The sequence below is a fragment of the Streptomyces sp. NBC_00193 genome (assembly GCF_026342735.1).
Classification (GTDB): Bacteria; Actinomycetota; Actinomycetes; order Streptomycetales; family Streptomycetaceae; genus Streptomyces; species Streptomyces stoeckheimensis.
Genome location: NZ_JAPEMM010000001.1, coordinates 2,057,614 through 2,083,877, shown reverse-complemented (window position 1 = coordinate 2,083,877; position 26,264 = coordinate 2,057,614). Strand labels below are relative to the sequence as shown.

Here is a 26,264-nt window from a genome sequence, read left to right as displayed (position 1 = left end):
GCTGAATTTTCCATGGGACTGGAAGAGAAGCTGCCGAGCGGCTTTCTGCTGACCACCGTCGAACAGGCCGCGGGATGGGTGCGCAAGGCGTCCGTCTTCCCGGCCACCTTCGGCCTGGCCTGCTGCGCCATCGAGATGATGACCACCGGAGCGGGCCGGTACGACCTGGCCCGCTTCGGCATGGAGGTCTTCCGCGGATCCCCGCGCCAGGCCGACCTGATGATCGTGGCGGGCCGGGTCAGCCAGAAGATGGCGCCGGTGCTGCGGCAGGTGTACGACCAGATGCCCGCTCCCAAGTGGGTCATCTCTATGGGTGTTTGTGCGTCTTCGGGCGGAATGTTCAACAACTACGCGATCGTCCAGGGCGTCGACCACATCGTCCCCGTGGACATCTACCTGCCCGGCTGCCCGCCCCGCCCCGAGATGCTGCTCGACGCGATCCTCAAGCTCCACCAGAAGATCCAGGGCGGCAAGCTCGGCGTGAACCGGGAAGAGGCGGCCCGCGAGGCGGAGGAGGCGGCCCTCAAGGCGCTCCCCACCATTGAGATGAAGGGGCTCCTGCGGTGAGCGAGGACCCGGCCGTGAACAGCGGCCCCCAAGCCGGCGACGGCGACAACGTGCCCGCACCCCGCGGAGCGGCCGGCCCCGAGGTGATCGGCGTCCGCAAGGGCATGTTCGGCGCCAGCAACGGCGGCGACACCAGCGGCTACGGCGGCCTCGTGCGCACCGTGGCCCTGCCCGGTGCGAGCGCCCGCCCGTACGGCTCGTACTTCGACGAGGTCGTCGACGAGCTCGAAGGGGCGCTGGAGGAACAGGACCTCGTCCCGGACAACGCGATCGAGAAGGTCGTCGTCGACCGGGCGGAGCTGACCCTCCACATCGCGCGCGAGCACCTCCTCCTCGTCGCCAGGACCCTGCGCGACGACCCGGCCCTGCGCTTCGAGCTCTGCACCGGCGTCAGCGGGGTGCACTTCCCGGACGACAAGGGCCGCGAGCTGCACGCCGTCTACCACCTGCGCTCGCTCACCCACGGCCGGATCGTGCGGCTGGAGGTCACCGCCCCGGACGCCGACCCGCACGTCCCCTCGATCGTCTCCGTCTACCCGACGAACGACTGGCACGAGCGCGAGACGTACGACTTCTTCGGCCTGATCTTCGACGGGCACCCGGCCCTCACCCGGATCATGATGCCGGACGACTGGCAGGGCTTCCCGCAGCGCAAGGACTACCCGCTCGGCGGCATCGCCATCGAGTACAAGGGCGCCCAGATCCCGGCTCCCGACCAGCGGAGGTCGTACAGCTGATGTCCCCTACATCGAACAGCGCGTCACACCACGCCTCCGCCGACCACGCTTCGGCGCGCGAGACGACCGAGGGCACCGTCTACACCGTCACCGGCGGCGACTGGGACGAGATCGTCCAGTCGGCGGCCCGCGCGGACGACGAGCGGATCGTCGTCAACATGGGCCCCCAGCACCCCTCCACCCACGGAGTGCTCCGCCTGATCCTGGAGATCGACGGCGAGACGGTCACCGAGGCCCGCTGCGGCATCGGCTACCTCCACACCGGCATCGAGAAGAACCTCGAATACCGGAACTGGACGCAGGGCACCACCTTCGTCACGCGCATGGACTACCTGACGCCGTTCTTCAACGAGACGGCGTACTGCCTGGGCGTCGAGAAGCTGCTCGGCATCACCGACCAGATCCCGGACCGCGCCTCCGCCATCCGCGTCCTGCTGATGGAGCTCAACCGGCTCTCCTCCCACCTGGTGTGCATCGCCACCGGCGGCATGGAGCTGGGCGCGACCACGATCATGATCTACGGGTTCCGCGACCGCGAGCTGATCCTCGACGTGTTCGAGCTGATCACCGGACTGCGCATGAACCACGCGTTCGTCCGCCCCGGCGGCCTCGCGCAGGACCTGCCCCCGGGCGCCGTGGACCAGCTCCGCGAGTTCGTGAAGACCATGAAGAAGAACCTGCCGGAGTACGACAAGCTCGCCACCGGCAACCCCATCTTCAAGGCCCGCATGCAGGACGTCGGCTACCTCGACCTCACCGGCTGCATGGCGCTCGGCGCCACCGGCCCGGTCCTGCGCTCCGCCGGCCTCCCGCACGACCTGCGCAAGACGGACCCGTACTGCGGCTACGAGAACTACGAGTTCGACGTGCCGACCACCGAGTCCTGCGACTCCTACGGGCGGTTCCTGATCCGCCTGGAGGAGATGCGCCAGTCCCTGCGGATCGTCGAGCAGTGCCTGGACCGGCTGGAGCCGGGCCCGGTCATGGTCGCCGACAAGAAGATCGCCTGGCCGGCGCAGCTCGCGATGGGCCCCGACGGCCTCGGCAACTCGCTCGACCACATCAAGCAGATCATGGGCACCTCCATGGAGTCCCTCATCCACCACTTCAAGCTGGTGACCGAGGGCTTCCGGGTACCGGCCGGCCAGGCCTACGCGGCCGTGGAGTCGCCCAAGGGCGAGCTCGGCGTGCACGTCGTCTCCGACGGCGGAACCCGCCCCTACCGGGTCCACTTCCGCGACCCGTCCTTCACCAACCTGCAGGCCATGGCGGCGATGTGCGAGGGCGGCCAGGTCGCCGACGTCATCGTGGCCGTCGCCTCCATCGACCCCGTGATGGGAGGCGTCGACCGATGACAGCCAATCAGCCCGTATCAGGGGTGAGCCTGGGCATGCCCCAGCTTCCGGCACCCGACTTCCCGGCCGACGCGCGCGCCCGGCTGGAAGCGGATGCGAAGGAAGTCATCGCCCGCTACCCCGACAGCCGCTCCGCGCTGCTGCCGCTGCTCCACCTCGTCCAGTCGCAGGAGGGCTACGTCTCGCGCACCGGCATCCGGTTCTGCGCCGAGGTGCTGGGCCTGACGACCGCCGAGGTCACGGCCGTGGCGACCTTCTACACGATGTACCGGCGCAAGCCCTCCGGGGACTACCAGGTCGGCGTGTGCACGAACACCCTGTGCGCGGTCATGGGCGGCGACGCCATCTTCGAGGAGCTCAAGGACCACCTCGGGGTCGGCAACAACGAGACCACCCCCGACGGCAAGGTCACCCTCGAACACATCGAGTGCAACGCGGCCTGCGACTACGCCCCCGTGGTGATGGTCAACTGGGAGTTCTTCGACAACCAGACCCCCGAGTCCGCCAAGGCCATGGTCGACGACCTGCTGGCGGGCCGCCCCGTCGAGCCGACCCGGGGCGCGCCGCTGTGCACGTACAAGGAGACCGCGCGGATCCTGGCGGGCTTCCCCGACGAGCGCGAAGGCGCGGTCGAGGCGAGCGGCGGCGCCGGTCCCGCGTCGCTGATCGGCCTGCGCATCGCGCGCGGCGAAGCCCCGCACACCCCGATCGTGCACCCGCGCGGCGAGGCCACCATCGAGGGAGGGGAGTGATGACCGTGTCCACCGAACTGAGTAAGAACGGAACGAGTCCGGAGAAGCTCCTCGCGCCCGTCCTGTCGGCGTTCTGGGACGAGCCGCAGTCGTGGACGCTGGAGACCTACCGGCGCCACGAGGGCTACGAGGGCCTGCGCAAGGCGCTCGCCATGACCCCCGACGACCTCATCGCCTACGTGAAGGACTCGGGCCTGCGCGGACGCGGCGGCGCCGGCTTCCCCACCGGAATGAAGTGGCAGTTCATTCCGCAGGGCGACGGCAAGCCGCACTACCTCGTCGTGAACGCGGACGAGTCGGAGCCGGGGACCTGCAAGGACATCCCGCTCCTCTTCGCCAACCCGCACTCCCTCATCGAGGGAATGATCATCGCCTGTTACGCGATCCGCTCGGAGCACGCCTTCATCTACCTGCGCGGCGAGACCGTGCCGGTGCTGCGGCGGCTGCACGAGGCGGTCCGCGAGGCGTACGAGGCCGGCTACCTCGGGGAGAACATCCTCGGGAGCGGGCTGAAGCTCGACATCACCGTGCACGCGGGAGCGGGCGCCTACATCTGCGGCGAGGAAACGGCCCTTCTGGACTCCCTCGAAGGACGCCGCGGCCAGCCCCGGCTGCGTCCCCCCTTCCCCGCGGTCGAGGGGCTCTACGCCTGCCCCACCGTGGTGAACAACGTGGAGTCCATCGCCTCGGTTCCCGCGATCCTGAACAAGGGCAAGGACTGGTTCAAGTCGATGGGGACCGAGAAGTCCCCCGGCTTCACGCTGTACTCGCTCTCCGGCCACGTCGTCGGCCCCGGCCAGTACGAGGCCCCGCTCGGGATCACGCTGCGCCAGCTCCTCGACATGAGCGGCGGCATGCGCCCCGGGCACCGGCTGAAGTTCTGGACCCCGGGCGGCTCCTCCACCCCGATGTTCACCGAGGAGCACCTCGACGTCCCGCTGGACTACGAGGGCGTGGGAGCTGCCGGCTCCATGCTCGGCACCAAGGCCCTGCAGTGCTTCGACGAGACGACCTGCGTGGTGCGGGCGGTGACCCGCTGGACCGAGTTCTACGCCCACGAGTCCTGCGGCAAGTGCACGCCCTGCCGCGAAGGCACGTACTGGCTGGTCCAGTTGCTCCGCGACATCGAAGCGGGCAAGGGGGTCATGTCCGACCTCGAGAAGCTGAACGACATCGCCGACAACATCAACGGCAAGTCGTTCTGCGCGCTCGGCGACGGCGCCGCCAGCCCCATCTTCTCCTCGCTCAAGTACTTCCGCGCGGAGTACGAGCAGCACATCACGGGCAAGGGCTGCCCCTTCGACCCCAAGAAGTCGACCCTCTGGGCCGACACGGAGGTGACCGCATGACCGTGACCACTACGGCAGCCTCCGGCGGCGGAGAGGCAGCGGTCCCGCCGCAGGACCAGATCTCCCTGACCATCGACGGCATCGAACTGTCGGTGCCCAAGGGCACCCTGGTCATCCGGGCCGCCGAACAGCTCGGCATCGAGATCCCCCGGTTCTGCGACCACCCCCTCCTCTCCCCGGCCGGCGCCTGCCGCCAGTGCATCGTCGAGGTCGAGGGCCAGCGCAAGCCGATGGCCTCCTGCACCATCACCTGCACCGACGGCATGGTCGTCAAGACGCAGCTGACCTCCCCGGTCGCCGACAAGGCCCAGCGCGGGGTGATGGAGCTGCTGCTCATCAACCACCCGCTGGACTGCCCGGTCTGCGACAAGGGCGGCGAGTGCCCCCTGCAGAACCAGGCGATGTCCCACGGCAACGCCGAATCGCGTTTCGAGGGCAAGAAGCGCACCTACGAGAAGCCGGTACCGATCTCCACCCAGGTGCTGCTGGACCGCGAGCGGTGCGTGCTGTGCGCGCGCTGCACCCGCTTCTCCAACGAGATCGCCGGCGACCCGATGATCGAACTCCTGGAGCGCGGCGCGCTCCAGCAGGTCGGCACCGGCGAGGGCGACCCCTTCGAGTCGTACTTCTCCGGCAACACCATCCAGATCTGCCCGGTCGGCGCCCTCACCTCGGCCGCCTACCGGTTCCGCTCCCGCCCCTTCGACCTGGTCTCCTCCCCGAGCGTGTGCGAGCACTGCGCGGGCGGCTGCGCCACCCGCACCGACCACCGCCGCGGCAAGGTGCTGCGCCGGATGGCCGCGGAGGACCCCGAGGTCAACGAGGAGTGGATCTGCGACAAGGGCCGCTTCGGGTTCCGCTACGCGCAGCGCCCCGACCGGCTCACCACCCCGCTGGTGCGCGGCAGCGACGGGGTCCTGGCCCCGGCCAGCTGGCCCGAGGCCCTGGAGGCCGCGGCCGCCGGGCTGGCCGCCGCGCGCGGCCGGGCCGGAGTGCTGACCGGCGGACGCCTCACCGTCGAGGACGCCTACGCGTACGCCAAGTTCGCCCGGGTCGTGCTCGACACCAACGACATCGACTTCCGGGCCCGGGTGCACAGCGCGGAGGAGGCCGAGTTCCTGGCCGCCACCGTCGCCGGCACCGGCAAGGACCTCGACGGCACCGGTGTCACCAACGCCTCCCTGGAGGCGGCCCCGGCCGTGCTCCTCGTCGGCATCGAGGCCGAGGAGGAGGCCCCCGGGGTCTTCCTGCGGCTGCGCAAGGCCCACCGCAAGCACAAGCAGCGGACCTTCGCCCTCGCCCCGTTCGCCACGCGCGGCCTGGAGAAGGCGGGCGGCACCTGGCTCGCCGCCGCCCCCGGCACCGAGCCCGAGTGGCTGAACGCACTGGCCTCGCAGGCCGGCCTGGAGGACGGCGGCCAGGCCGCCGCCGACGCGCTGCGCCTGCCCGGCGCCGTCATCGTGGTCGGGGAGCGCCTCGCGGGCGTGCCCGGCGGGCTGACCGCGGCCGTCCGGGCCGCCGCCGCCAGCGGCGCCACCCTGGTGTGGATCCCGCGCCGGGCCGGAGAGCGGGCCGCCGTCGAGGCGGGCGCGCTGCCGTCCCTGCTGCCGGGCGCCCGCCCGGCCACCGACCCGCGGGCCCGCGACGAGGTCGCCGCCGCCTGGGGCCTGGACGAGCTGCCGCACCGCTACGGCCGCGACACCGGCCAGATCATCGAGGCCGCCGCCACCCGGGAGCTGTCCGCCCTGCTGGTCGCGGGCGTGGAGCTCGCCGACCTGCCGGACCCGGCCCGCGCCAAGGCCGCGCTCCAGGAGGCCTTCGTGGTCTCCCTGGAACTGCGGCCCGGAGAGGTCACCGACCTCGCGGACGTGGTCTTCCCGGTCGCGGCCGTCGCCGAGAAGCCGGGCGCGTTCATCAACTGGGAGGGCAGGGTCCGGCCGTTCGAGGCCGCGCTCAAGCCCGAGCAGATGACCCGCCGGCTCGCCCCCGCCGACTCCCGCGTGCTGCACATGCTGGCCGACGCTGCCGACCGGCCGATCGCGCTGCCCGACGTGCACGCCGTACGCCGGGAGCTCGACGGGCTCGGCCCGTGGGCCGGGGAGCGCGCCGCCGGACAGTCCGGAGACCGGGCGCTGCTGCCCCGGCCGGGTGCGGGAGAGGCGGTCCTCGCGGGCCACCGGCTCCTCCTCGACCAGGGACTCCTGCAGGACGGCGACGAGGCCCTGGCCGGCACCCGGCACGAGGCCAGCGCCCGTCTGTCGGCCGCCACGGCCGCCGAGACCGGAGTCAAGAACGGCGACGTCCTCGCGGTGACCGGCCCGGCCGGCTCCGTGGAACTCCCGCTGCGCATCACCGAGATGCCCGACCGGGTGGTCTGGCTCCCGATGAACTCCACCGGCTCCGGGGTCCTCGCCGACGCCGGAGCCCGCCCGGGGGACCTGGTCCGCATCGGTCCGGCCACCCCCGCCGACACCAGCGACTCCCCTGCGGAGGTGGGCGCGTGAACACCGTTCAGATCGCCGCCGAAGACCTCTCCCTGTTCGGCAGGGACGTCTGGTGGCTCGTCGTCGTCAAGGCGGTGTTCTGCTTCGCCTTCCTGATGGTGACCGTGCTCTTCTCCATCGTGTGGGAGCGCAAGGTCGTCGCCTGGATGCAGCTGCGCATCGGCCCCAACCGGCACGGCCCCTGGGGCATGCTCCAGTCGCTCGCCGACGGCGTGAAGCTGATGCTGAAGGAAGACCTGATCGTCAAGCGGGCCGACAAGGTGGTCTACGTCCTGGCCCCGATCATCGCGGCGATCCCGGCCTTCATGGCCATCGCGGTGATCCCCTTCGGCCCCTCGGGCAACGAGGTCTCCATCTTCGGCCAGCGCACCACGATGCAGCTGACCGACCTGCCCATCGCGATGCTCTACATCCTCGCGGTGGCCTCGGTCGGCATCTACGGCATCGTCCTCGCGGGCTGGTCCTCGGGCTCCACGTACCCGCTCCTCGGCGGCCTGCGCTCCTGCGCGCAGATGATCTCGTACGAGATCGCGATGGGCGCGGCCTTCGCCTCGGTCTTCCTCTACTCCGGGTCGATGTCGACCTCGGCGATCGTCGAAGCCCAGGCCGACCGCTGGTACATCATCCTGCTGCCGGTCTCCTTCATCATCTACGTCATCACGATGGTCGGCGAGACGAACCGCGCCCCCTTCGACATGCCGGAGTCCGAGGGCGACCTGGTCGGCGGCTTCAACACCGAGTACTCCTCGATCAAGTTCGCGCTGTTCATGCTCGCCGAGTACGTCAACATGGTCACCGTCTCCGCGGTCTCCGTCACCCTCTTCCTGGGCGGCTGGCGGGCCCCGGCGCCGATCTCCACGTACTGGGAGGGCGCGAACCACGGCTGGTGGCCGATGCTCTGGTTCGTCCTCAAGGTCCAGCTGCTGCTGTTCTTCTTCATCTGGCTCCGCGGCACGCTCCCGCGCGTGCGCTACGACCAGCTGATGAAGCTCGGCTGGAAGGTGCTCATCCCGGTCTCCGTGGTGTGGCTGATGCTGGTCGCCACCGTCCGGGCGCTGCGCAACGAGAGCTACGACTTCCAGGAGATCGTGCTCTACGTCGGCGGCGGGGTCATCGCGCTCCTGCTGCTGTCCTTCGTCGCGGACCTGTTCCGCGACAAGAAGGAGAAGACGGCCCTCGCGGACGCCGAACTGGCAGCCGCGGCCGAACCCTTCGACCCCCTGGCGGGCGGATTCCCCGTACCGCCCAAGCCCGGCCAGCACCTGGCACCCGTACCGCGCAGGCGGCCCCGCAGTGAGCGGGAGCTCATTGTCAGTGGCGCGGCGAATACTGACAGTGACCGAGAGGAGGGTGCTGAGAATGTCTGACAAGTCTGACGCCGAGCAGGGCGAGAAGTGGCAGAACCCGGTGGCCGGCTTCGGCGTGACCTTCAAGGCCATGTTCAAGAAGCGCCTCACCGAGCAGTACCCGGAGCAGGAAAAGACCACCGCACCCCGCTTCCACGGGCGGCACCAGCTCAACCGCCACCCGGACGGTCTGGAGAAGTGCATCGGGTGCGAGCTGTGCGCCTGGGCCTGTCCCGCCGACGCGATCTACGTCGAAGGCGCGGACAACACCGAGGAGGAGCGCTACTCCCCGGGTGAGCGGTACGGCCGGGTCTACCAGATCAACTACGCCCGCTGCATCCTGTGCGGGCTGTGCGTCGAGGCGTGCCCGACCAGGGCGCTGACCATGACGAACGAGTTCGAACTGGCCGACTCCAGCCGCGAAGCGCTCATCTACACCAAGGAGCAGCTCCTCTCGGGGCTGACCGAGGGCATGGTCGAGGCACCGCACTCGATCTTCCCGGGCATGGACGACACGGACTACTACCGCGGGCTGGTGACCGGGGCGGCTCCCGGCACGGTCCGCCAGGTGGCCGTGTCCAAGGGCGAGACCGCGGCCTCCGAGGACGCTTCCGAGGGGGTGGGGGCATGAGCGCCATCGCCGCGGCCGCCACCCTCACCTCCACCGGTGAGGCGGCCCAGTTCTGGATCCTCGGCACGGTCGCCGTCATCGGCGCGCTGGCCACGATCCTGATGAAGAAGGCCGTGCACAGCGCGCTGAGCCTGGCCGGGACGATGATCATCCTGGCGGTCTTCTACCTCGCCAACGGGGCGTACTTCCTCGGCATCGTCCAGGTCGTCGTCTACACCGGCGCGATCATGATGCTCTTCCTCTTCGTCGTCATGCTCGTCGGCGTCACCGCCGCGGACTCGCTGACCGAGACCATCAAGGGACAGCGCTGGCTCGCCGTCCTGTGCGGACTCGGCTTCGGCATCCTGCTCATGGCGGGCATCGGCAACGCCAAGCTCACCCACTTCAACGGACTCGGCCGGATCAACTCCGGCGGGCACGTCGAAGGCCTGGCCACGCTGATCTTCACCAAGTACGTGTTCGCCTTCGAGATCACCGGCGCCCTGCTGATCACGGCGGCCGTCGGCGCGATGGTGCTCACCCACCGCGAGCGCACCGAGCGGGCCGCCACCCAGCGCGAACTCGCCGAGCGCCGCGTACGCGAGGGCGTACAGCTCCCGCCGCTGCCCGCACCCGGCGTCTATGCCCGGCACAACGCCGTGGACGTCGCGGGCCTGCTGCCGGACGGCACCCCCTCCGAGCTCACCGTCAACCAGACGCTGCGCGCCCGCGGCCAGATCAGGGACGTCTCCAGCCAGGCGCTGGACGACCTGAAGGCGCTGGAGCAGCGGTCGTCCGAGCGGCTCGGCCGTGAGGAGGCCTCGAAGTGAACCCGGTCAACTACCTGTACCTGTCCGCGCTGCTGTTCACCATCGGGGCGGCGGGAGTCCTGATCCGGAAGAACGCGATCGTGCTGTTCATGTGCGTCGAGCTCATGCTCAACGCCTGCAACCTCGCCTTCGTCACCTTCTCCCGGATGCACGGCAACCTCGACGGCCAGATCATCGCGTTCTTCACGATGGTCGTCGCCGCCGCCGAGGTCGTGGTGGGTCTCGCGATCATCGTGTCGCTGTTCCGTACCCGCCACTCGGCCTCGGTCGACGACGCCAGCCTGATGAAGCTGTAAGGGGTCGCTGTGGAGAACATGATCGCGCTGCTGGTAGCAGCGCCCCTGCTCGGAGCGGTGGTGCTGCTCTGCGGCGGCCGCCGTCTCGACAAGACCGGCCACTGGATCGGCACCCTGCTCGCCGCCGTCTCCTTCGGCATCGGCCTCACCCTCTTCGCCGACATGCTCGGCAAGGGCGCCGAGGACCGGACCTTCCACCAGCGGCTGTTCAGCTGGATCCCGGTGGAGGGCTTCCAGGCCGACATCGGCTTCCAGCTCGACCAGCTGTCGATGACCTTCGTCCTGCTGATCTCCGGGGTGGGCACGCTCATCCACGTGTACTCCATCGGGTACATGGAGCACGACGAGCGCCGCCGCCGCTTCTTCGGCTACCTCAACCTCTTCGTCGCCGCGATGCTGCTCCTGGTCATCGCCGACAACTACCTCCTGCTGTACGTCGGCTGGGAGGGCGTGGGCCTCGCCTCGTACCTCCTCATCGGCTTCTGGCAGCACAAGCCCAGCGCGGCCACCGCCGCGAAGAAGGCCTTCCTGGTCAACAGGGTCGGCGACATGGGCCTTTCGATCGCCATCATGCTGATGTTCACCACCTTCGGGACCTTCGCCTTCGGCCCGGTCCTCGGCTCGGTGTCCGAGGCCGGCGAGGGCAAGCTGACGGCGATCGCCCTGATGCTGCTGCTCGCCGCGTGCGGCAAGTCGGCCCAGGTGCCGCTGCAGTCCTGGCTCGGCGACGCGATGGAGGGCCCGACCCCGGTCTCGGCCCTCATCCACGCGGCGACCATGGTCACCGCCGGCGTCTACCTGATCGTCCGCTCGGGCGCCATCTTCAACGGGGCGCCGGACGCGCAGACCGCGGTCGTCGTGGTCGGCGCCGTCACGCTCCTCTTCGGTGCGATCGTCGGTTGCGCGAAGGACGACATCAAGAAGGCCCTCGCGGGCTCGACGATGTCGCAGATCGGCTACATGATCCTGGCGGCCGGCCTCGGCCCCATCGGGTACGTGTTCGCGATCATGCACCTGGTCACGCACGGGTTCTTCAAGGCGGGCCTCTTCCTCGGCGCCGGTTCCGTGATGCACGGGATGAACGACGAGGTCGACATGCGCAAGTACGGCGGCCTGCGGAAGTACATGCCGGTCACCTTCGTCACCTTCGGGCTCGGCTACCTCGCCATCATCGGCTTCCCGGGCCTGTCGGGCTTCTTCTCGAAGGACATGATCATCGAGGCGGCCTTCGCGAAGGGCGGCACCCAGGGCTGGATCCTCGGCGGGGTGACCCTGCTCGGTGCGGCGATCACCGCCTTCTACATGACCCGCGTCATGCTCCTCACCTTCTTCGGCGAGAAGCGCTGGCAGCCGGACGCGGAGGGCCACGCGCCGCACCCGCACGAGTCCCCGAAGTCCATGACCATCCCGATGATCATCCTGGCCTTCGGCTCGGTCTTCGCGGGCGGGTTCTTCGGGATCGGCGACCGCTTCCTGCACTGGCTGGAGCCCGTCACCGGACACCAGCACGGACACCCGCCGATCAGCGCGCTGACGGTGACCCTGGCCACCATGGTGGTCCTCGTCATCGGCGTCGCCATCGCCTGGGTGATGTACGGCAGGAAGCCCGTCCCGGTCGTCGCCCCGCGCGGCTCGCTCCTCACCAGGGCGGCCCGGCGGGACCTCTACCAGGACGACTTCAACCACGTGGTCCTGGTCCGCGGCGGGGAGCACCTGACCCGCTCCCTCGTCTACGTCGACCACAGCCTGGTCGACGGCGTGGTCAACGGGACGGCCGCCGGAGTCGGCGGGCTGTCGGGCCGGCTGCGCAAGCTGCAGAACGGCTACGCCCGCAGCTACGCGGTCTCGATGTTCGGGGGCACGGCGATCCTGATCGCCGCGACCCTGCTGATGAGGGCGGTGTGAGATGAGTTTCCCGCTTCTGACGGTGACGGCCGCGGTCCCCGCGGTCGGTGCGATCCTGACGGCGGCCGTCCCGGCCGCCCGCCGGACCGCCGCCAAATGGCTCGCCCTGCTCTTCTCGCTGGCGACCCTCGCCCTGGCCGTGCTCGTCGCGGTCCGCTTCGAGCCCGGTGGCGACCGCTACCAGCTCACCGAATCGCGCTCCTGGATCGCCGACTTCGGCGTCCGCTACGAACTGGGCGTCGACGGCATCGGGGTCGTGCTGATCGCACTCACCGCGCTGCTGATCCCCTTCGTGATCGCGGCCGGCTGGCACGACGCCGACCCGCTGGAGACCAACTCTTCGCGCTGGCGGCCGACCCAGGGCTTCTTCGCCCTGATCCTGCTGGTCGAGGCGATGGTGATCATCTCCTTCGAGGCCACCGACGTCTTCCTCTTCTACATCTTCTTCGAAGCCATGCTCATCCCGATGTACTTCCTCATCGGCGGCTTCGGGGACCGGGCGCACTCCGGGTCCGACGAGAACGCGGCCGCGCAGCGCTCGTACGCGGCGGTCAAGTTCCTCCTCTACAACCTGGTCGGCGGCCTGATCATGCTGGCCGCCGTCATCGGGCTCTACGTGGTCGCCGGGAACTTCTCGCTCCAGGAGATCACCGCCGCCCGCGCCGCGGGCACGCTCGACATGGCGACCAACACCGAGCGGCTGCTGTTCCTCGGCTTCTTCTTCGCCTTCGCGGTGAAGGCCCCGCTGTGGCCGCTGCACACCTGGCTGCCGAACGCGATGGGCGAGGCCACGGCCCCGGTCGCCGTCCTGATCACCGCCGTCGTCGACAAGGTCGGCACCTTCGCGATGCTGCGCTTCTGCCTCGGGCTCTTCCCCGAGGCCAGCAAGTGGGCCACGCCGGTGATCCTGGTCCTGGCCCTGATCAGCATCGTCTACGGCGCGCTGGTCGCGGTCGGGCAGCGGGACATCAAGCGGCTGGTGGCGTACGCCTCCATCTCGCACTTCGGCTTCATCATCCTGGGCATCTTCGCGATGACCTCCCAGGGCCAGTCGGGCGCGACGCTGTACATGGTCAACCACGGGCTCTCGACGGCGGCGCTCATGCTGGTCGCCGGCTTCCTGATCTCGCGGCGCGGCTCCCGGCTCATCGCCGACTACGGCGGCGTGCAGAAGGTGGCCCCGGTCCTGGCCGGCACCTTCCTGATCGGTGGTCTCGCCACCCTGTCGCTGCCCGGCCTCGCCCCGTTCGTCAGCGAGTTCCTGGTCCTGGTCGGCACGTTCGCCCGGTACCCGGTCGTCGGCATCATCGCCACCCTCGGCATCGTGCTGGCGGCGCTCTACACGCTGGTCCTCTACCAGCGCACCATGACCGGCCCGGTCAAGGAGGAGGTCCGCACCATGCCGGACCTGCGCCTGCGGGAGGTCCTGGTGGTCGCCCCGCTGATCGCGCTGCTGATCGGTCTGGGCGTCTACCCGAAGGTCCTGACCGACATCGTCAACCCGGCGGTGAAGCACACCATGTCGGACGTCAAGCAGACCGACCCGAAGCCGGCTGTGCCCATTCAAAACGTGACTGTCGAGGCCAAGAACGGGGAGGGGGCGAAGTGAGCACCGTGACTGCTGCTGCCCAGAACCTGCTGCCGAACCTGGCGGCCGCGGCGCCGATCGACAAGATCCCGGCCCCGCACATCGAGTACGCCCAGCTCTCGCCCACGCTCATCGTGCTGGGCGCGGCGATCATCGGAGTCCTCGTCGAGGCCTTCGTGCCGCGCAAGGGCCGTTACTACACGCAGGTGTTCCTCGCCGTGGCCGCGCTGGCCTCGGCCTTCGCGGCGGTCGTCGGACTCGCCGCCGGCGGGTACGGCAGCTCCAAGGCGCACATCGCGGCCATGGGCGCCGTGGCCGTCGACGGGCCGGCGCTCTTCCTGCAGGGCACCATCATCCTGGCCTCGGTCGTGGCGATCTTCACCTTCGCCGAGCGGCGCCTGGACCCGGCCGCCCACGGCAACCGGGTGGACTCCTTCGCCGCGCAGGCGGCGTCCGTACCGGGCAGCGAGAGCGAGAAGGAAGCCGTCAAGGCGGGCTTCACCACCACCGAGGTCTTCCCGCTCGCGCTGTTCGCGGTCGCCGGGATGCTGATCTTCCCCGCGGCCAACGACCTGCTGACGCTGTTCGTGGCCCTGGAGGTCTTCTCCCTCCCGCTGTACCTGCTCTGCGCCGTCGCCCGCCGCCAGCGGCTGATGTCGCAGGAGGCGGCCGTCAAGTACTTCCTGCTCGGCGCCTTCTCCTCCGCCTTCCTCCTCTTCGGCATCGCGCTCGTCTACGGGTACGCCGGCTCGGTCTCCTACGCGGCGATCGCGGAGGTCGTCGACGGCACCGTGGCGAACATCGACCCGGCGCTCGCCGACACCATGGGCAACGACGCGCTGCTGCTGATCGGCGGCGCGCTGATCCTGATGGGCCTGCTCTTCAAGGTCGGCGCGGTTCCCTTCCACATGTGGACGCCGGACGTCTACCAGGGCGCCCCCACCCCGGTCACCGGCTTCATGGCGGCGGCGACGAAGGTGGCCGCCTTCGGCGCCCTCCTGCGTCTCCTCTACGTCGTCCTGCCCGGCCTGCGCTGGGACTGGCGGCCGGTCATGTGGGGCGTCGCGATCGTCACGATGCTGGCGGGCGCGGTCATCGCGGTCACCCAGACCGACGTCAAGCGGCTCCTCGCCTACTCCTCCATCGCGCACGCCGGCTTCATCCTGGCCGGTGTGATCGCCACCTCGGCGGAGGGCGTCCAGTCCGTCCTCTTCTACCTGGGCGCGTACTCCTTCGTGACGATCGGCGCCTTCGCGGTGGTCACGCTGGTGCGCGACGCGGGCGGCGAGGCCACGCACCTGTCCAAGTGGGCGGGCCTGGGCCGTCGTTCGCCCCTCGTGGCGGCGGTCTTCGCGGTCTTCCTGCTCGCCTTCGCGGGTATCCCGCTGACCTCCGGCTTCTCCGGCAAGTTCGCCGTGTTCAAGGCGGCGGCGGAGGGCGGCGCGGGAGCGCTGGTCGTGGTCGGTGTCATCTCGTCCGCGATCGCCGCGTTCTTCTACATCCGGGTGATCGTCCTGATGTTCTTCAGCGAGCCGAAGGCGGACGGCCCCACGGTCGCCGTCCCGTCCCCGCTGACGATGACGACGATCGCGGTGGGCGTCGCGGTCACGGTGGTGCTGGGCGTGGCCCCGCAGTACTTCCTGGACCTGGCGGGCAGCGCGAGCACGTTCGTGCGCTGACCGTACCGAGTACGGCCGAGGGCCCGGCTCCCCTTCTGGGGGGCCGGGCCCTTTGCCGTGCAGGGTGCTCCTGGCGCCTACGGCTGGGTGAAGTAGCCGAGGAGGTCGGTGATCACGTGGTTGGAGCCGCCCTGGCTGTTGAAGATGCTGACCTTGCCGTTCGCGACGGGGGTCGTCACGTGGTTCGGGACGGTGATGCCCGGGAGGGTGTTGAGGCTGCTGGCTCCGGGGCGGGTGGCGCCGAAGGCGTACGCCGTGAGGAAGCCCGGGCCGGTGGAGTCGGTCGCGGTGACGTTCAGGACCGCGCCGACGGCGCCCGCCGGGATGCCGGAGACCGTGGTGGTGGCGCCCGGGGCGACCTTGCCGGTGGTGCGGGTGTCGGCGAGGCGCTTGGGGACGGCCGGGGTGAAGAGGCTCTTGCCGTCCTTGCCGTAGTAGCCCACCGCGTCCAGGATCACGTGCGTCGAGCCGGTGTTCGTGTAGAGGGTGATGGTGCCGTTCGGGCCGACCGGGACGATGGCCTGGTTGGACTTGTCCTTGCCCGGCTCCACGTTCAGGTTCGAGGTGGCGGGGCGCTTGGCCGGGTCGGGGTAGGCGATGACGTGGGCCTGTTCCTTGGCGCCGGTGGCGGTGAGGTTCAGCGCGACCGCCTTGGCGTCCGCCGGGATGCCGTTGACGCCGGCGACCTTCACCGTGCGGGTCTTGGCGGCGGACAGCGCGCCGCCGGTCGTACGGGTGTCCAGGACGCGGGTCGGGGCGAGCGGGGAGAAGCGCTGGCCGATGTTCGGCTGGTAGTAGCCGACCATGTCCACGATGATCGACGCCGCGCCGGAGTTGAGCTGCGCCAGGACCGTGTCCAAGCCGCCGCCTACGGGGACCGTGACGGTGTTGGACGTGGTGGCGCCGGCGCGGACGCTGACGTTCGACGTTGCGGGGCGGGGCTGGTCCCCGGGCCAGACGGTGAGGTGGGTGTCCTCCAAGGCGTCGGTGACGGTCACGTTGAGGACGACGGCGCTCACCCCGCCGGAGATCGGGAACTCGGGCCGGTCCAGCCCCCGGGGCACCTGCAGCGCGATGGGTGTGCCGCTCGGTTGCGTGGGGGTGTCGCCACGGCTGTCAAGGATCCGGTACGGCCCGACGGGGACGTAGCCGGAGGGCGCGTAGTCGGCCTTGACCGTGCGCTTGGAGCCCGACGTGGCGCCCTTGGAATCCATTGTGGTGAGAGTCACCGTGTAGGTACCGGGGGATCGGTAGGTGTGCGTGAGCTTGGACAGGTCGGAGACGAACTCTGTGGTGCCGTCACCGAAGTCCACGTCGGTGCGGATCACACGCCACGGCGCCTTCGTGGCCGACGGGTCGATCTGGACGGTCAGCGGGGAGACGCGCTCGGTCGGACTGTCCGAGACCGGCAGGACGGGTGTGGCGGTGAAGGCCGCCGTCAGCGGACCGGCGGCGGTCACTTTGACCTGCCGCTCCGTGAAGACCTTCTTCCCGGCGCCGTTGGAGGCGGTCACCTTGATCACGCACGCGCACGGAGAGCTGTAGACGTGCGAGGCGACGGCCCCGAGGGACCCGCCCTTCGGGGTGGTGATGACCGGGGTGCTCCCGTCGCCGAAGTCCACGCTGTACGACATTCCGGAGGGCCAATCGGTGGTCGCCCGGGACTCCACCTGCACCGTGGTGCCCACCGGCGCCCAGGGGTCGAGGACCGTCATGGAGACACTGCTCAGGCGGTCGTGGGTCTCGGTGGCACCGCGGTCGAGGAAACTGCCGTCCTTGCCGGTGTTGGCCACGAGGGGGTTGTCGATCGGGCCGAACCCCTTCATGTCCGGGGAGGCCAGTGCGCCCGGCGCCGTCGCGTCGGCGGAGTCGATCAGCGAAGCGTTGAATTCCGCCGGGTTCAGGATGTCGTGCGCACCCTGGCCGGTCGCCTTCTGGAACTCCGAGGGAGTCGCGTAGTCGGTGCCCGACCAGCGGTACGGGGCCGATGCGCCGACCGGTACGACTCTGAGGACGTTCGAGCCGGCGCGCGTGCCGGCCACCGCGCTCTGCGCCACGACGAGAGGGTGGCGGGGTGCGTTGGGCGTCGCGCAGAAGGACTGGTTGGCATCGGAGGAGATGGCGTTGTTGAAGACCGAGGATCCGGTGGATCCGCCACCGACCGAGATGCCTGCCTCACAGAAGCTGACGACGGTGTTGTTGGCGAGGACCGATCCGGGGGCGTCCACGACCGAGATCACGGGCACGGAGTCACGGTTGTTGCGGACGATGTTGCGGTTGAGGACCGTGCGCTGGGCGCCGGCTTCGATCCGGGTGGCCATGAGGGTGCTCTGGCTGACACGTACGTCCGTGCTTCCCGCACCGATCACGAGCGGGCCCCTGAGCCATGCCCCCTCGATGACGGTGTCGTCGGAGCGTTCGATCTTGGCGCGCGACGGGCTGAATCCACGGAGCACCACGTGGGAGGCGCCGTCGACGGTCAGCTGATCCATCAGCACGGCCTGTGAGGTGCCACCGGTCGTCCAGGGGTCGGCGGTGAAGGTGATCGGCTTGCCCGGCTCCCCGGAACGGGCCACCGTGACGTCCCCGCCGTAGTCGCCCGGCGTGATCCGTACGGTCTGGCCCGCTTGTGCAGCCTTGGCCGCAGACAGGACGGTGCAGAACGGAGTGGTCTGCGAACCGGCACCGGGGAGGGTGTCGGAGCAGTGGGAGTCCGTTCCGTTGTTCACGAACAGGTCCGCCGGAGCAGCCGCGGCGGAGACCGCCGGGATGCCGAGGGCGGTGACGAGGCCCGCGGTGAGCAGGACCCCCGTACGAGTAGGACGCACCAGCGGTATTCCTTCAGGAAAGGGGCTGTGCGGATCTCGGTTCGGTGCGGCACTGCATGACGCGCGGAACGGCCCATCCCCCCCAAGGGCACCAGGCGCATGAGAATCCACAAAGACGCTGGCCATGATCCCTGGTCGAGGGGCCGTTGTCACTAGCAAATTGAACGCGCTCAGCCCTTCGTGAAGAGCCGGGGGGAGCTAGTGGCCGTGGTCGTGTGCGTCGGTGGGCTTCGTCGGGGCGCCGGGCTTGAGGGGGCAGGTCAGGGCGGTGTTCCAGTTGTGGAAGCGGCCCGCCGGGTTGTCCCTGTAGGCCCACAGGTGGAGGTCGTAGTGCTTGGGCATGCCCGCCCAGTGGCCCGGCATGGGGCCGTCGAAGGGGAGGCCGAACATGGTCGGGCGGTCGTCGGTGGTCTTCATGTCCTGGTCGCGGTCCTTGGACATCCACTCCACCGCCTCCAGCTTGCGGCGGCCGTGCTCGTCCTTCTCGGTGCTGTAGAGCAGCGCGGCTGGCTTGCTGGGGTCCGTCGAGCCCCAGTAGGACTCCTTGACGTAGTGGTAGCCCATGGCGCCCGCACCGAACGGGTTCGTCATGCAGGCCTCGCCGTGCGGGACGTACCCGTCCTTCAGAGCCTGCTGCTCGTCCGCGTACTTGCCCGTCACGCGGATCGCCGTGGCCATGTCCCGCATGGCCTTGGCGTTCCTCGGGTCCGGGGCGGGCCCGTCGACGCCGTGGGCGGGGGCGATGGCGGCCAGTCCGACGGATATCGCGGCGGCGCAGGTCAGGACGGCCGTGCGGGGGCGGAGGGACATGGGGGCTCCTGCCGTTCGGGGGCTTTGGTCCACCATCCGGGTGGGGTGGCCGGGCTGCACGTGGCGGGGCTCCGAACGGGGGGTCGGGGGGCCGGATGGGTGGCCCGCTCCTCTGCGGCGCCGGCGGGGCTGGGGTGTGGTGGTGTCTGTTGGGCTGCGGTGGTGGGTCGGGGCTTTTCAGCCGTCCGGCGTTTGAGGACCGGGGGCCGGGGCGGAGCCCCAGGGGTCCGGGCGCAGCCCAGTACCCGCTCCTCAGCCCGCCCGGGGGCATCTCAGCCGTCCGGCGTTTGAGGACCGGGGTCTGGGGCGGAGCCCCAGGGGGTCCGGGCGGAGCCCGGGACCTTTCAGCCCGTCCGGCGTTTGAGGGCCGGGGCAGGGCCGGCCCTGGGAACGGTGGAAGGGCGGGTAGGGGACTTTGCCCCGCGCAGCGGAGTGTTCGCAGCCGGGGCCGCCGCCCGGGCCTCGCCGCCCGCCAGGGCCACGCCGACCAGCTCGACCTCGCCCAGGTGCCGGGAGGGCCCGCCCGTCGGGATGAACTCCGGGACGGGGACGAGGTAGGGGTCGACCGGGCGCGCCGTGAACTCCATCGCCCCGGACGGGGACTTGCGCAGGTCCAGGTGGTGCAGCCAGCCCGCGTCGTCGCGCTCGGGGTGGTCCAGGCGCTCGTGGTACAGCCCCCAGCGGGACTCCGTACGGGCCAGCGAGGCGCGCGCCGCCATCTCCGCGCAGTCCCGGATGAAGGAGACCTCCGCGCAGTGCATCAGCTCGTGCGGGGCCACGTAGTCGTTCACGAACCGGCGCAGCTTGTACTCGACCTGCGGTTGCGGCGGTAGATCAGTTCGTGGGCGGTGGTGAGCTGGTCTGTGGGCAACTCCCCTTCGTACGGCTTGTACTGCGCGGCGTCCGCGCCCGCCAGGTCGCCGAAGACGAAGGCGCCGATCATGTAGTTGTGGGGGACCGAGGCCAGGTCGCCCGCCGCGTAGAGCCGGGGCACGGTGGTGCGGGCGTGGTCGTCGACGCGTACGCCGGAGGCCGAGTGGCCGCCGCACAGGCCGATCTCCGAGATGTGCATCTCGATGTCGTGCGTGCGGTAGTCGTGGCCGCGGTTCGCGTGGAAGGTGCCGCGGGTGGGGCGTTCGGTGGTGTGCAGGATCGATTCGACGGCGGCGACCGTCTCCTCGGGGAGGTGGCTGAGCTTCAGGTACACCGGGCCGCGGTCGGAGGCCAGTTCGGCGGCGAACTCGGACATCATCTGGCCCGACCAGTAGTCGGAATCGACGAAGCGTTCGCCGTGCCGGTTGACCTGGTAGCCGCCGAAGGGGTTCGCGACGTACGCGCAGGCCGGGCCGTTGTAGTCCTTGATCAGCGGGTTGATCTGGAAGCACTCGATGCCGGTGAGCGCGGCGCCGGCGTGGTAGGCCATCGCGTAGTCGTCACCGGCGTTGATGGGGTTCTCGTACGTCCCGTAGAGGTATCCGGAGGCAGGGAGTCCGAGCCGGCCGCACGGGCCGGTGGCCAGGATGACGGCCCCGGCGCGGACGGTGACGAAGGCGCCGGTACGGGTGTTGAAGGCGGCCGCGCCGATCGCCCGGCCGTCCTCGGGGGAGGTCAGGACGCGGACCGGCATGACCCGGTTCTCGTACGGCCATGACCTGCGAGAACGGCGGGGCGGGGATAAGATCCGCCACCCCGCCGCCGATGCTCGTCCCGCGATGTGGACTACCGAGTGCCCACGATGCGGCCGGCGACCTCGCCGAGGCCCACGCGGGTGCCGTCGGCGCCCGGTGCCCACGCGGTGAGCGTGACGGTGTCCCCGTCCTCCAGGAAGGTGCGCTTGCCGTCGGTGAGCTCGATGGCGTCGCGGCCGTTCCAGGTGAGCTCCAGCAGCGAGCCGCGCTGGCCGGTCTCCGGGCCGCTGACGGTGCCCGAGCCGTACACGTCGCCGGTGCGCAGGGAGGCGCCGTTGACGGTCATGTGGGCGAGCTGCTGGGCGGCGGTCCAGTACATCGACGCGAACGGCGGCTGCGCCACCTCCTGCCCGTTGATGGAGACGGTGATGCGCAGGTCGAAGCCGCCGGGCCGGTCGGCGCCGGAGTCGTCGAGGTAGGGCAGGAGCGGGAAGTCCCGGGCGGGCGGGGCGACCCGGGCCGCGTCCAGGGCCTCCAGCGGGGTGACCCAGGCGGAGACGGACGTGGCGAAGGACTTGCCGAGGAAGGGGCCGAGCGGCACGTACTCCCAGGCCTGGATGTCGCGCGCGGACCAGTCGTTGAGCAGGAACAGCCCGAAGACGTGCTCCTCGAAGTCGGCGAGGGCCACGGGGCGGCCCTGCTCCGAGGGGGTGCCGACGACGAAGCCGACCTCGGCCTCGATGTCGAGCTTCACGGAGGGCCCGAAGACGGGCGCCGGGTCGGCGGGCGTCTTGCGCTGGCCCGCGGGGCGCACGACGTCGGTGCCGGACACCACGATCGTGCCGGCCCGGCCGTGGTAACCGATGGGCAGGTGCTTCCAGTTGGGGGTCAGTGCGTCCCCGTCCGGCCGGAAGATCTTGCCGACGTTCGTGGCGTGGTGCTCGCTCGCGTAGAAGTCGACGTAGTCGGCGACCTCGTACGGGAGGTGCAGCACGACGTCTTCGAGCGGCAGCAGGTGCGGTTCCACGGAGGGCCGGTGGCCGGGGTCGGTGACCCACGCGGTCAGCGCGCGCCTCACGTCCTTCCAGGCGGTGCGGCCCGCGGCGAGCAGCGGGTTGAGGGAGGGCTGCCCGAGCAGTCCGGCGTACGGGGAGCCGAGTGCGGCCGCGGCCGCTCCGGCGTCGAGCACGTACCCGCCGATGCGGACACCGATGCGGCGCCGCTCCTCCCCGGCGGTGGAGAAGACGCCGTAGGGGAGGTTGTGCGGCCCGAACGGGTCGCCCTCGGGGATGTCGAGGGGGCTCTGCTGGGGCATGGGGTGCTGCCTCGCTTTCGACGCTGCCCGGGGGTGTCCCGGGGGCTGGTTGACAGGTTAAGGGGCTGGTGGGGCGTGCGGGAGGCCGGATTCGGGCAGTATTTGTAGGACTTGTCCGAGGGGGTCCGTATCCTTGAACGCGTGACTTCCGCCCTCCCCTATGCACTCGTGGCCACCGACCTGGACGGGACTCTGCTGCGCGCCGGAGACACCGTCTCGGCCCGCTCCTACGCCGCTCTCGCCGCCGCCCGCGCGGCCGGCGCCCGGCACATCATCGTGACAGGCCGCCCCGTCCCGCAGGTCCGCCACGTCCTGGACGGCCTCGGCTACACGGGGCTCGCGGTGTGCGGGCAGGGAGCGCAGGTCTACGACGCGGCGGCGGGCCGGATGCTGCACTCCGTGGCCCTGGACCGGGAGCTGGCGGAAGTCGCCCTCGGGAAGATCGAGGCCGAGGTCGGCGAGGTCTGGGCCGCGGTCAATCAGGAGGGCGTCGACGCGGAGATGCTGATAGGGCCGGGCTACCGGATGTGGCACCCGCACCTGCCGACGGTGGCGGTGGCCCGGCGGTCCGACCTCTGGACCTCCCCGATCAACAAGGTGCTCCTCCAGCACCCCCGCCTCTCGGACGACGAGCTGACGGAGATCGCCCGGGGCGTGGTCGGGGATCTGGTCAACGTCACCATGGCGGGCGAGCACACGGTGGAGCTCCAGCCCCCGGGCATCGACAAGGCGAGCGGCCTCGCGGTGGCGGCGGCGCTCCTGGACGTCACCGGCTCCTCGACGATCGCCTTCGGCGACATGCCGAACGACATCCCGATGTTCGCGTGGGCGGCCCACGGGGTCGCCATGGCCGGCGCCCACCGGGAACTCCTCGCCGTCGCCGACGAGGTCACCCTCTCGAACGAGGCGGACGGCATCGCGGTGGTCCTGGAGCGGCTCTTCGGCTGAGGGTGGCGGCCCGGCCCGGCCCGGCCCGGCGCGGGCTCGGGGCCTCAGGGTCCCCAGCCGCGCTCGACCGACCGGCGGCACCGGTCGGGCTCGTCCCCCGCGCCGGTGAACAGTGCGGTCAGCAGGGGCACGCCGTGGGCGAGCGCCCCGTGCGGCAGGGGGCCGGTGGCGACGAGGGAGGCGATGCCGTGGCCGATGAGCCAGCTCTGTGTCGCCAGCTCCAGCGGGTCGACCTCGTCGCGGAAGCGGCCTTTCGCCTTGGCCCGCTCGATGGCGTGGACGAGGCGGTGCAGGGTGTCGTCCGCCGCGGCGGTGTCCTCGAGCTCGAAGCCGGCGTCGAACATGACCCGGTAGAGGTCGGGGTTCTCCATGGCGTTGGCCAGGTAGGCGGCGCCCAGGGCGGCGAGGTCCCGTACCGGGTCCGCGGAGGTCTTGACGGCCGCGAGCCGGGCGGCCAGGCGCGTGAAGCCTTCCTGGCGCAGTGCCTTCCACAGGCCGTCCATGCCGCCGAAATAGGTGTAGACGGCCATCGTCGACGTGCCCGTGCCGGAGACCAGGGTGCGGAGCGTGACCGGCTGCCTGGTCCGCAGCATCTGTGCGGCCCGGTCGAGCAGCCGGGAGCGGACCGCCGGATCTTTCGTCCTCGCCATGACCCCACAATACATAACAGCGCTATGCTTACGGGGACTGATCCCATTGCTCCTGACATCAAGAGGGAGGGCTGTTCATGTCCGTGACGCTGGTCAATCCCGACGGGCTGCCGAAGCCCGAGGTCTACCGGCAGCTGTCGGTCGCCACCGGATCGAAGCTGGTGTTCCTCGCGGGGCAGGTGGCCCGCGATGCCGATGGCCGGCCCGTGGGCGAGGGGGACTTCGCCGCTCAGGTCGAGCAGTGCTACCTCAACATCGCCACCGCTCTGGCCGGGGTCGGCGGCACCTTCGACGACGTGGCGAAGCTGACCGTCTACGTCGTCGACTGGAGCCCCGAGAAGATGCCGCTGCTGGGTGAGGGCGTGGGCCGGGCGGCGGCGAAGCTGGGCATCGATCCGGTCAAGCCGATCACCCTGCTGGGCGTTGCGGCGCTGGGGGAGCCGGACCTGCTGGTCGAGGTCGAGGCCACCGCGGTCATCGACTAGCCGGAGCCCCCCGGGGCCTGCGGGCCCCGGGAGCCCGGCTACACCGCCGCCCGCGGCAGGCGGCGCTCCCATGTGCGGTGGAAGAGGACCTCGTTGCCCTCGCGGCAGACCACCTCGTTCGAGGTGAGGAAGCCGCCCTCGTCGCAGCTGATTTCCGAGCGGGTCACCACCGACACGTCCCAGCCCAGCTCCGGCCGGTGCAGGCGCACGGTCCAGGTGGAGTGGGTGCGGGCCGACAAGGGGTCCGCCTCCTGGATCTCGTACACCTCCAGTGCGTCCTCGCTGAACTCCAGGCCGTCCGGGTACACGCGGGTGCCGCCGTAGCGCGGGTCGACCTCCAGGCGCCACACCCCGCGCGCGACGTCCCGTACGACCAGGCGTTCCGGCCGGGGCGCGTCCAGGGTCGCCGGGTGGACGACCCCCAGCGGCTCCGACTGTTCCGGGGCCTCGAAGAGGATCGGCTCCTGCTCGGCAGAGGCATCGCGGATCGGGAGTTCCACCGCGCTGCCCGCCGGGTCCAGGGTCCAGCCGTGCTCCGAGCCGGCGCGCGGCCAGATCCACGGCCAGTAGGCGGAGGACAGGGCGACGCGGATGCGGTGGCCCGGCGGGAAGGAGTGGCCGATGCCGTTCAGCTCGAAGACCACGTCCTCGTACGAGCCCACCGGCCACGGCACGGCCTTGTCCCGGCCCTGCCGCGCGGACAGGTTCAGCGCGCCCCGGGTGACCAGCGTCGAGGAGCCGTCGGGGGCCACGTCGCAGAGCCGGGCCACGACCTGCCCGTACGGGACGTCCATGCGCAGGCGCAGCCGGACCACCGGGCGGCCCAGGATCTCCACCGGGCCGGAGCCGTCGCCCACGGGGAACTCGAAGCAGGCCGACTTCGCGTCCTCCTCGCGCTGGTCCGGAGGCAGGTCGGCGTCGTTGCCGAAGGGGAAGAACCGGCCCGCGTCCAGGCCCGTGTGCTGCGGGGAGGCCACGACGACCGGCGCGCCCTGGAAGGCGTACGTGACCGGGTCCACGTTCGGCGACGGCCAGGACGGGTCGCCGACCCACCGTCCGGGCAGGGTCGCGTACGTCGTCGCGGGCGGGTGCGACTCGGAGATCCACGAGCGCAGGAGCGGCTCGGACATGACGCCCGTGTCCTTGTCCTTGAGCCAGTGGTCCCACCAGCGCAGGGTCTCCTGGAGGAAGCCGATGGCGGGCCCCGGCGGCAGCCCCCGGTCGGGGTACTGGTGCGACCACGGGCCGATCAGGCCCCGGACCCGGTCGGCGGGGAGCGCGGCGACCAGCCGCAGCACGGTGTCGCGGTACGGGTCGTGCCAGCCGCCGACGGCGAGGACGGCCGCGCCGATGGCCCCGTAGTCCTCGCACACCGATCCGTGGCGCCAGTACGCGTCGCGGGTCTGGTGGGAGAGCCAGGTGTGCACGAGGGGTTCCACCGCGCCGAGCCGCGAGAGCCACTGGTCGCGCCAGCCCTCGCCCGCGTAGAGCGGGTCCGGCGGGCGGGAGGCGAAGGCGAGCATGGTCGCCGCCCACGCGTGCATGTCGACGGCGAGCAGCGAGCCGCCCATGTAGTGCACGTCGTTGTCGAAGCGGTCGTCCGTGGAGCAGACGGTGACGACCGCCTTGAGCGCCTCCGGGGCGAGCGCCGCGATCTGCAGGCTGTTGAAGCCGCCCCAGGAGATCCCGAACATGCCCACGGACCCCGTGCACCAGGGCTGGGCCGCCAGCCACTCCACCACGGCGACCCCGTCGGCGAGTTCCTGCGCGTCGTACTCGTCGCCCGGGTTGCCGCCGCTGTTGCCGTGGCCGCGCACGTCGACCCGTACGGAGGCGTAGCCGTGGCCCGCGTACCAGGGGTGGCGCTGCCAGTCGCGCGGGGCGGTCCAGTCGGTGAGGCGGTACGGGAGGTACTCCAGCAGCGCCGGGACGGGCTCGTCGGTGACCGGCCGCCAGATGCGGGCGTACAGCTCGGTGCCTCCCCCAGAGCCTTCGGCCTGGGAGGTACCCCCGGGCATCGGGATCCGGACGTCCTCGTGGGTGGTCCCGTAGGGGAAGTCGGTACGGATGATCATCGAAGCT

20 protein-coding genes and 1 pseudogene are annotated in these 26,264 nt (G+C 70.7%); 15 read left to right on the top strand and 6 right to left on the bottom strand.

What is annotated here, in order from left to right; all coding sequences use genetic code 11:
* The first annotated feature begins 12 nt into the window (after nucleotides 1-12).
* The 13 genes from OG898_RS08885 to nuoN are packed head-to-tail and all read left to right on the top strand — an operon-like array spanning nucleotide 13 to nucleotide 15,518.
* Nucleotides 13-567 carry an NADH-quinone oxidoreductase subunit B family protein gene (locus tag OG898_RS08885; protein ID WP_243339941.1) on the top strand — a complete coding sequence of 185 codons (555 nt, stop codon included), beginning with the start codon at nucleotides 13-15 and terminating at the stop codon, nucleotides 565-567.
* Nucleotides 564-1,304, top strand: a complete 741-nt coding sequence (locus tag OG898_RS08880; RefSeq protein ID WP_250740944.1) for an NADH-quinone oxidoreductase subunit C — start codon at nucleotides 564-566, stop codon at nucleotides 1,302-1,304. Before OG898_RS08885 ends, OG898_RS08880 begins: the two co-directional genes overlap by 4 nt.
* Nucleotides 1,304-2,659, top strand: coding sequence for an NADH-quinone oxidoreductase subunit D (locus OG898_RS08875; protein WP_250740943.1), 1,356 nt, complete (start codon nucleotides 1,304-1,306; stop codon nucleotides 2,657-2,659). Before OG898_RS08880 ends, OG898_RS08875 begins: the two co-directional genes overlap by 1 nt.
* Nucleotides 2,656-3,411, top strand: a complete 756-nt coding sequence (gene nuoE, locus OG898_RS08870; protein ID WP_250740942.1) for an NADH-quinone oxidoreductase subunit NuoE — start codon at nucleotides 2,656-2,658, stop codon at nucleotides 3,409-3,411. The genes OG898_RS08875 and nuoE overlap by 4 nt, the downstream gene beginning before the upstream one ends.
* The gene (nuoF, locus tag OG898_RS08865; protein ID WP_250740941.1) at nucleotides 3,411-4,760 is read left to right on the top strand and encodes an NADH-quinone oxidoreductase subunit NuoF; all 1,350 of its coding nucleotides are present in this window, start codon (nucleotides 3,411-3,413) and stop codon (nucleotides 4,758-4,760) included. Before nuoE ends, nuoF begins: the two co-directional genes overlap by 1 nt.
* Nucleotides 4,757-7,264 (top strand): NADH-quinone oxidoreductase subunit G, encoded by a 2,508-nt coding sequence (locus tag OG898_RS08860; protein WP_266956010.1) that lies wholly within the window; start codon nucleotides 4,757-4,759, stop codon nucleotides 7,262-7,264. The genes nuoF and OG898_RS08860 overlap by 4 nt, the downstream gene beginning before the upstream one ends.
* Nucleotides 7,261-8,631: an NADH-quinone oxidoreductase subunit NuoH gene (gene nuoH, locus OG898_RS08855; protein ID WP_266956008.1), complete on the top strand. Its 1,371-nt coding sequence runs from the start codon at nucleotides 7,261-7,263 to the stop codon at nucleotides 8,629-8,631. Before OG898_RS08860 ends, nuoH begins: the two co-directional genes overlap by 4 nt.
* On the top strand, nucleotides 8,624-9,241 hold the full coding sequence (gene nuoI, locus OG898_RS08850) for an NADH-quinone oxidoreductase subunit NuoI (RefSeq protein WP_266956006.1): 618 nt from the start codon (nucleotides 8,624-8,626) through the stop codon (nucleotides 9,239-9,241). Before nuoH ends, nuoI begins: the two co-directional genes overlap by 8 nt.
* Nucleotides 9,238-10,050 carry an NADH-quinone oxidoreductase subunit J gene (locus tag OG898_RS08845; RefSeq protein ID WP_250740937.1) on the top strand — a complete coding sequence of 271 codons (813 nt, stop codon included), beginning with the start codon at nucleotides 9,238-9,240 and terminating at the stop codon, nucleotides 10,048-10,050. The genes nuoI and OG898_RS08845 overlap by 4 nt, the downstream gene beginning before the upstream one ends.
* A complete protein-coding gene (gene nuoK, locus OG898_RS08840; protein WP_112449176.1) occupies nucleotides 10,047-10,346 on the top strand; it encodes an NADH-quinone oxidoreductase subunit NuoK in 300 nt (99 codons plus the stop codon). The genes OG898_RS08845 and nuoK overlap by 4 nt, the downstream gene beginning before the upstream one ends.
* Nucleotides 10,347-10,355: 9 nt before the next feature.
* Nucleotides 10,356-12,251 (top strand): NADH-quinone oxidoreductase subunit L, encoded by a 1,896-nt coding sequence (gene nuoL / locus OG898_RS08835; protein WP_250740936.1) that lies wholly within the window; start codon nucleotides 10,356-10,358, stop codon nucleotides 12,249-12,251.
* Nucleotide 12,252: 1 nt separating this feature from the next.
* The gene (locus OG898_RS08830) at nucleotides 12,253-13,860 is read left to right on the top strand and encodes an NADH-quinone oxidoreductase subunit M (protein WP_250740935.1); all 1,608 of its coding nucleotides are present in this window, start codon (nucleotides 12,253-12,255) and stop codon (nucleotides 13,858-13,860) included.
* Between the two features lie 5 nt (nucleotides 13,861-13,865).
* Nucleotides 13,866-15,518, top strand: coding sequence for an NADH-quinone oxidoreductase subunit NuoN (nuoN, locus tag OG898_RS08825; RefSeq protein ID WP_266960137.1), 1,653 nt, complete (start codon nucleotides 13,866-13,868; stop codon nucleotides 15,516-15,518).
* A 77-nt stretch (nucleotides 15,519-15,595) separates the two neighbouring features.
* Here the strand turns inward: nuoN and OG898_RS08820 are convergent, their stop codons facing one another.
* The 4 genes and pseudogenes from OG898_RS08820 to fahA all read right to left on the bottom strand — a co-directional run bounded on the left by OG898_RS08820 (nucleotide 15,596) and on the right by fahA (nucleotide 22,099).
* On the bottom strand, nucleotides 15,596-18,346 hold the full coding sequence (locus OG898_RS08820) for a PKD domain-containing protein (protein ID WP_266956003.1): 2,751 nt from the start codon (nucleotides 18,344-18,346) through the stop codon (nucleotides 15,596-15,598).
* Between the two features lie 198 nt (nucleotides 18,347-18,544).
* A complete protein-coding gene (locus OG898_RS08815) occupies nucleotides 18,545-19,156 on the bottom strand; it encodes a hypothetical protein (RefSeq protein WP_250741043.1) in 612 nt (203 codons plus the stop codon).
* Nucleotides 19,157-19,599: 443 nt separating this feature from the next.
* A pseudogene (locus OG898_RS08810) lies at nucleotides 19,600-20,795 on the bottom strand (FAD-binding protein); the annotation flags it as partial.
* Nucleotides 20,796-20,875: 80 nt separating this feature from the next.
* A complete protein-coding gene (fahA, locus tag OG898_RS08805; RefSeq protein ID WP_266956000.1) occupies nucleotides 20,876-22,099 on the bottom strand; it encodes a fumarylacetoacetase in 1,224 nt (407 codons plus the stop codon).
* A gap of 141 nt (nucleotides 22,100-22,240) precedes the next feature.
* On the opposite strand from fahA, the gene OG898_RS08800 reads away from it, so the two are divergent.
* Nucleotides 22,241-23,047 (top strand): HAD family hydrolase, encoded by an 807-nt coding sequence (locus tag OG898_RS08800; protein ID WP_250740932.1) that lies wholly within the window; start codon nucleotides 22,241-22,243, stop codon nucleotides 23,045-23,047.
* Nucleotides 23,048-23,091: 44 nt separating this feature from the next.
* Here the strand turns inward: OG898_RS08800 and OG898_RS08795 are convergent, their stop codons facing one another.
* On the bottom strand, nucleotides 23,092-23,697 hold the full coding sequence (locus OG898_RS08795; RefSeq protein ID WP_266955997.1) for a TetR/AcrR family transcriptional regulator: 606 nt from the start codon (nucleotides 23,695-23,697) through the stop codon (nucleotides 23,092-23,094).
* Between the two features lie 77 nt (nucleotides 23,698-23,774).
* On the opposite strand from OG898_RS08795, the gene OG898_RS08790 reads away from it, so the two are divergent.
* Nucleotides 23,775-24,182: a RidA family protein gene (locus tag OG898_RS08790; protein ID WP_250740930.1), complete on the top strand. Its 408-nt coding sequence runs from the start codon at nucleotides 23,775-23,777 to the stop codon at nucleotides 24,180-24,182.
* Nucleotides 24,183-24,220: 38 nt separating this feature from the next.
* Here the strand turns inward: OG898_RS08790 and OG898_RS08785 are convergent, their stop codons facing one another.
* The gene (locus tag OG898_RS08785) at nucleotides 24,221-26,257 is read right to left on the bottom strand and encodes a CocE/NonD family hydrolase (RefSeq protein ID WP_250740929.1); all 2,037 of its coding nucleotides are present in this window, start codon (nucleotides 26,255-26,257) and stop codon (nucleotides 24,221-24,223) included.
* Nucleotides 26,258-26,264: the final 7 nt, after the last annotated feature.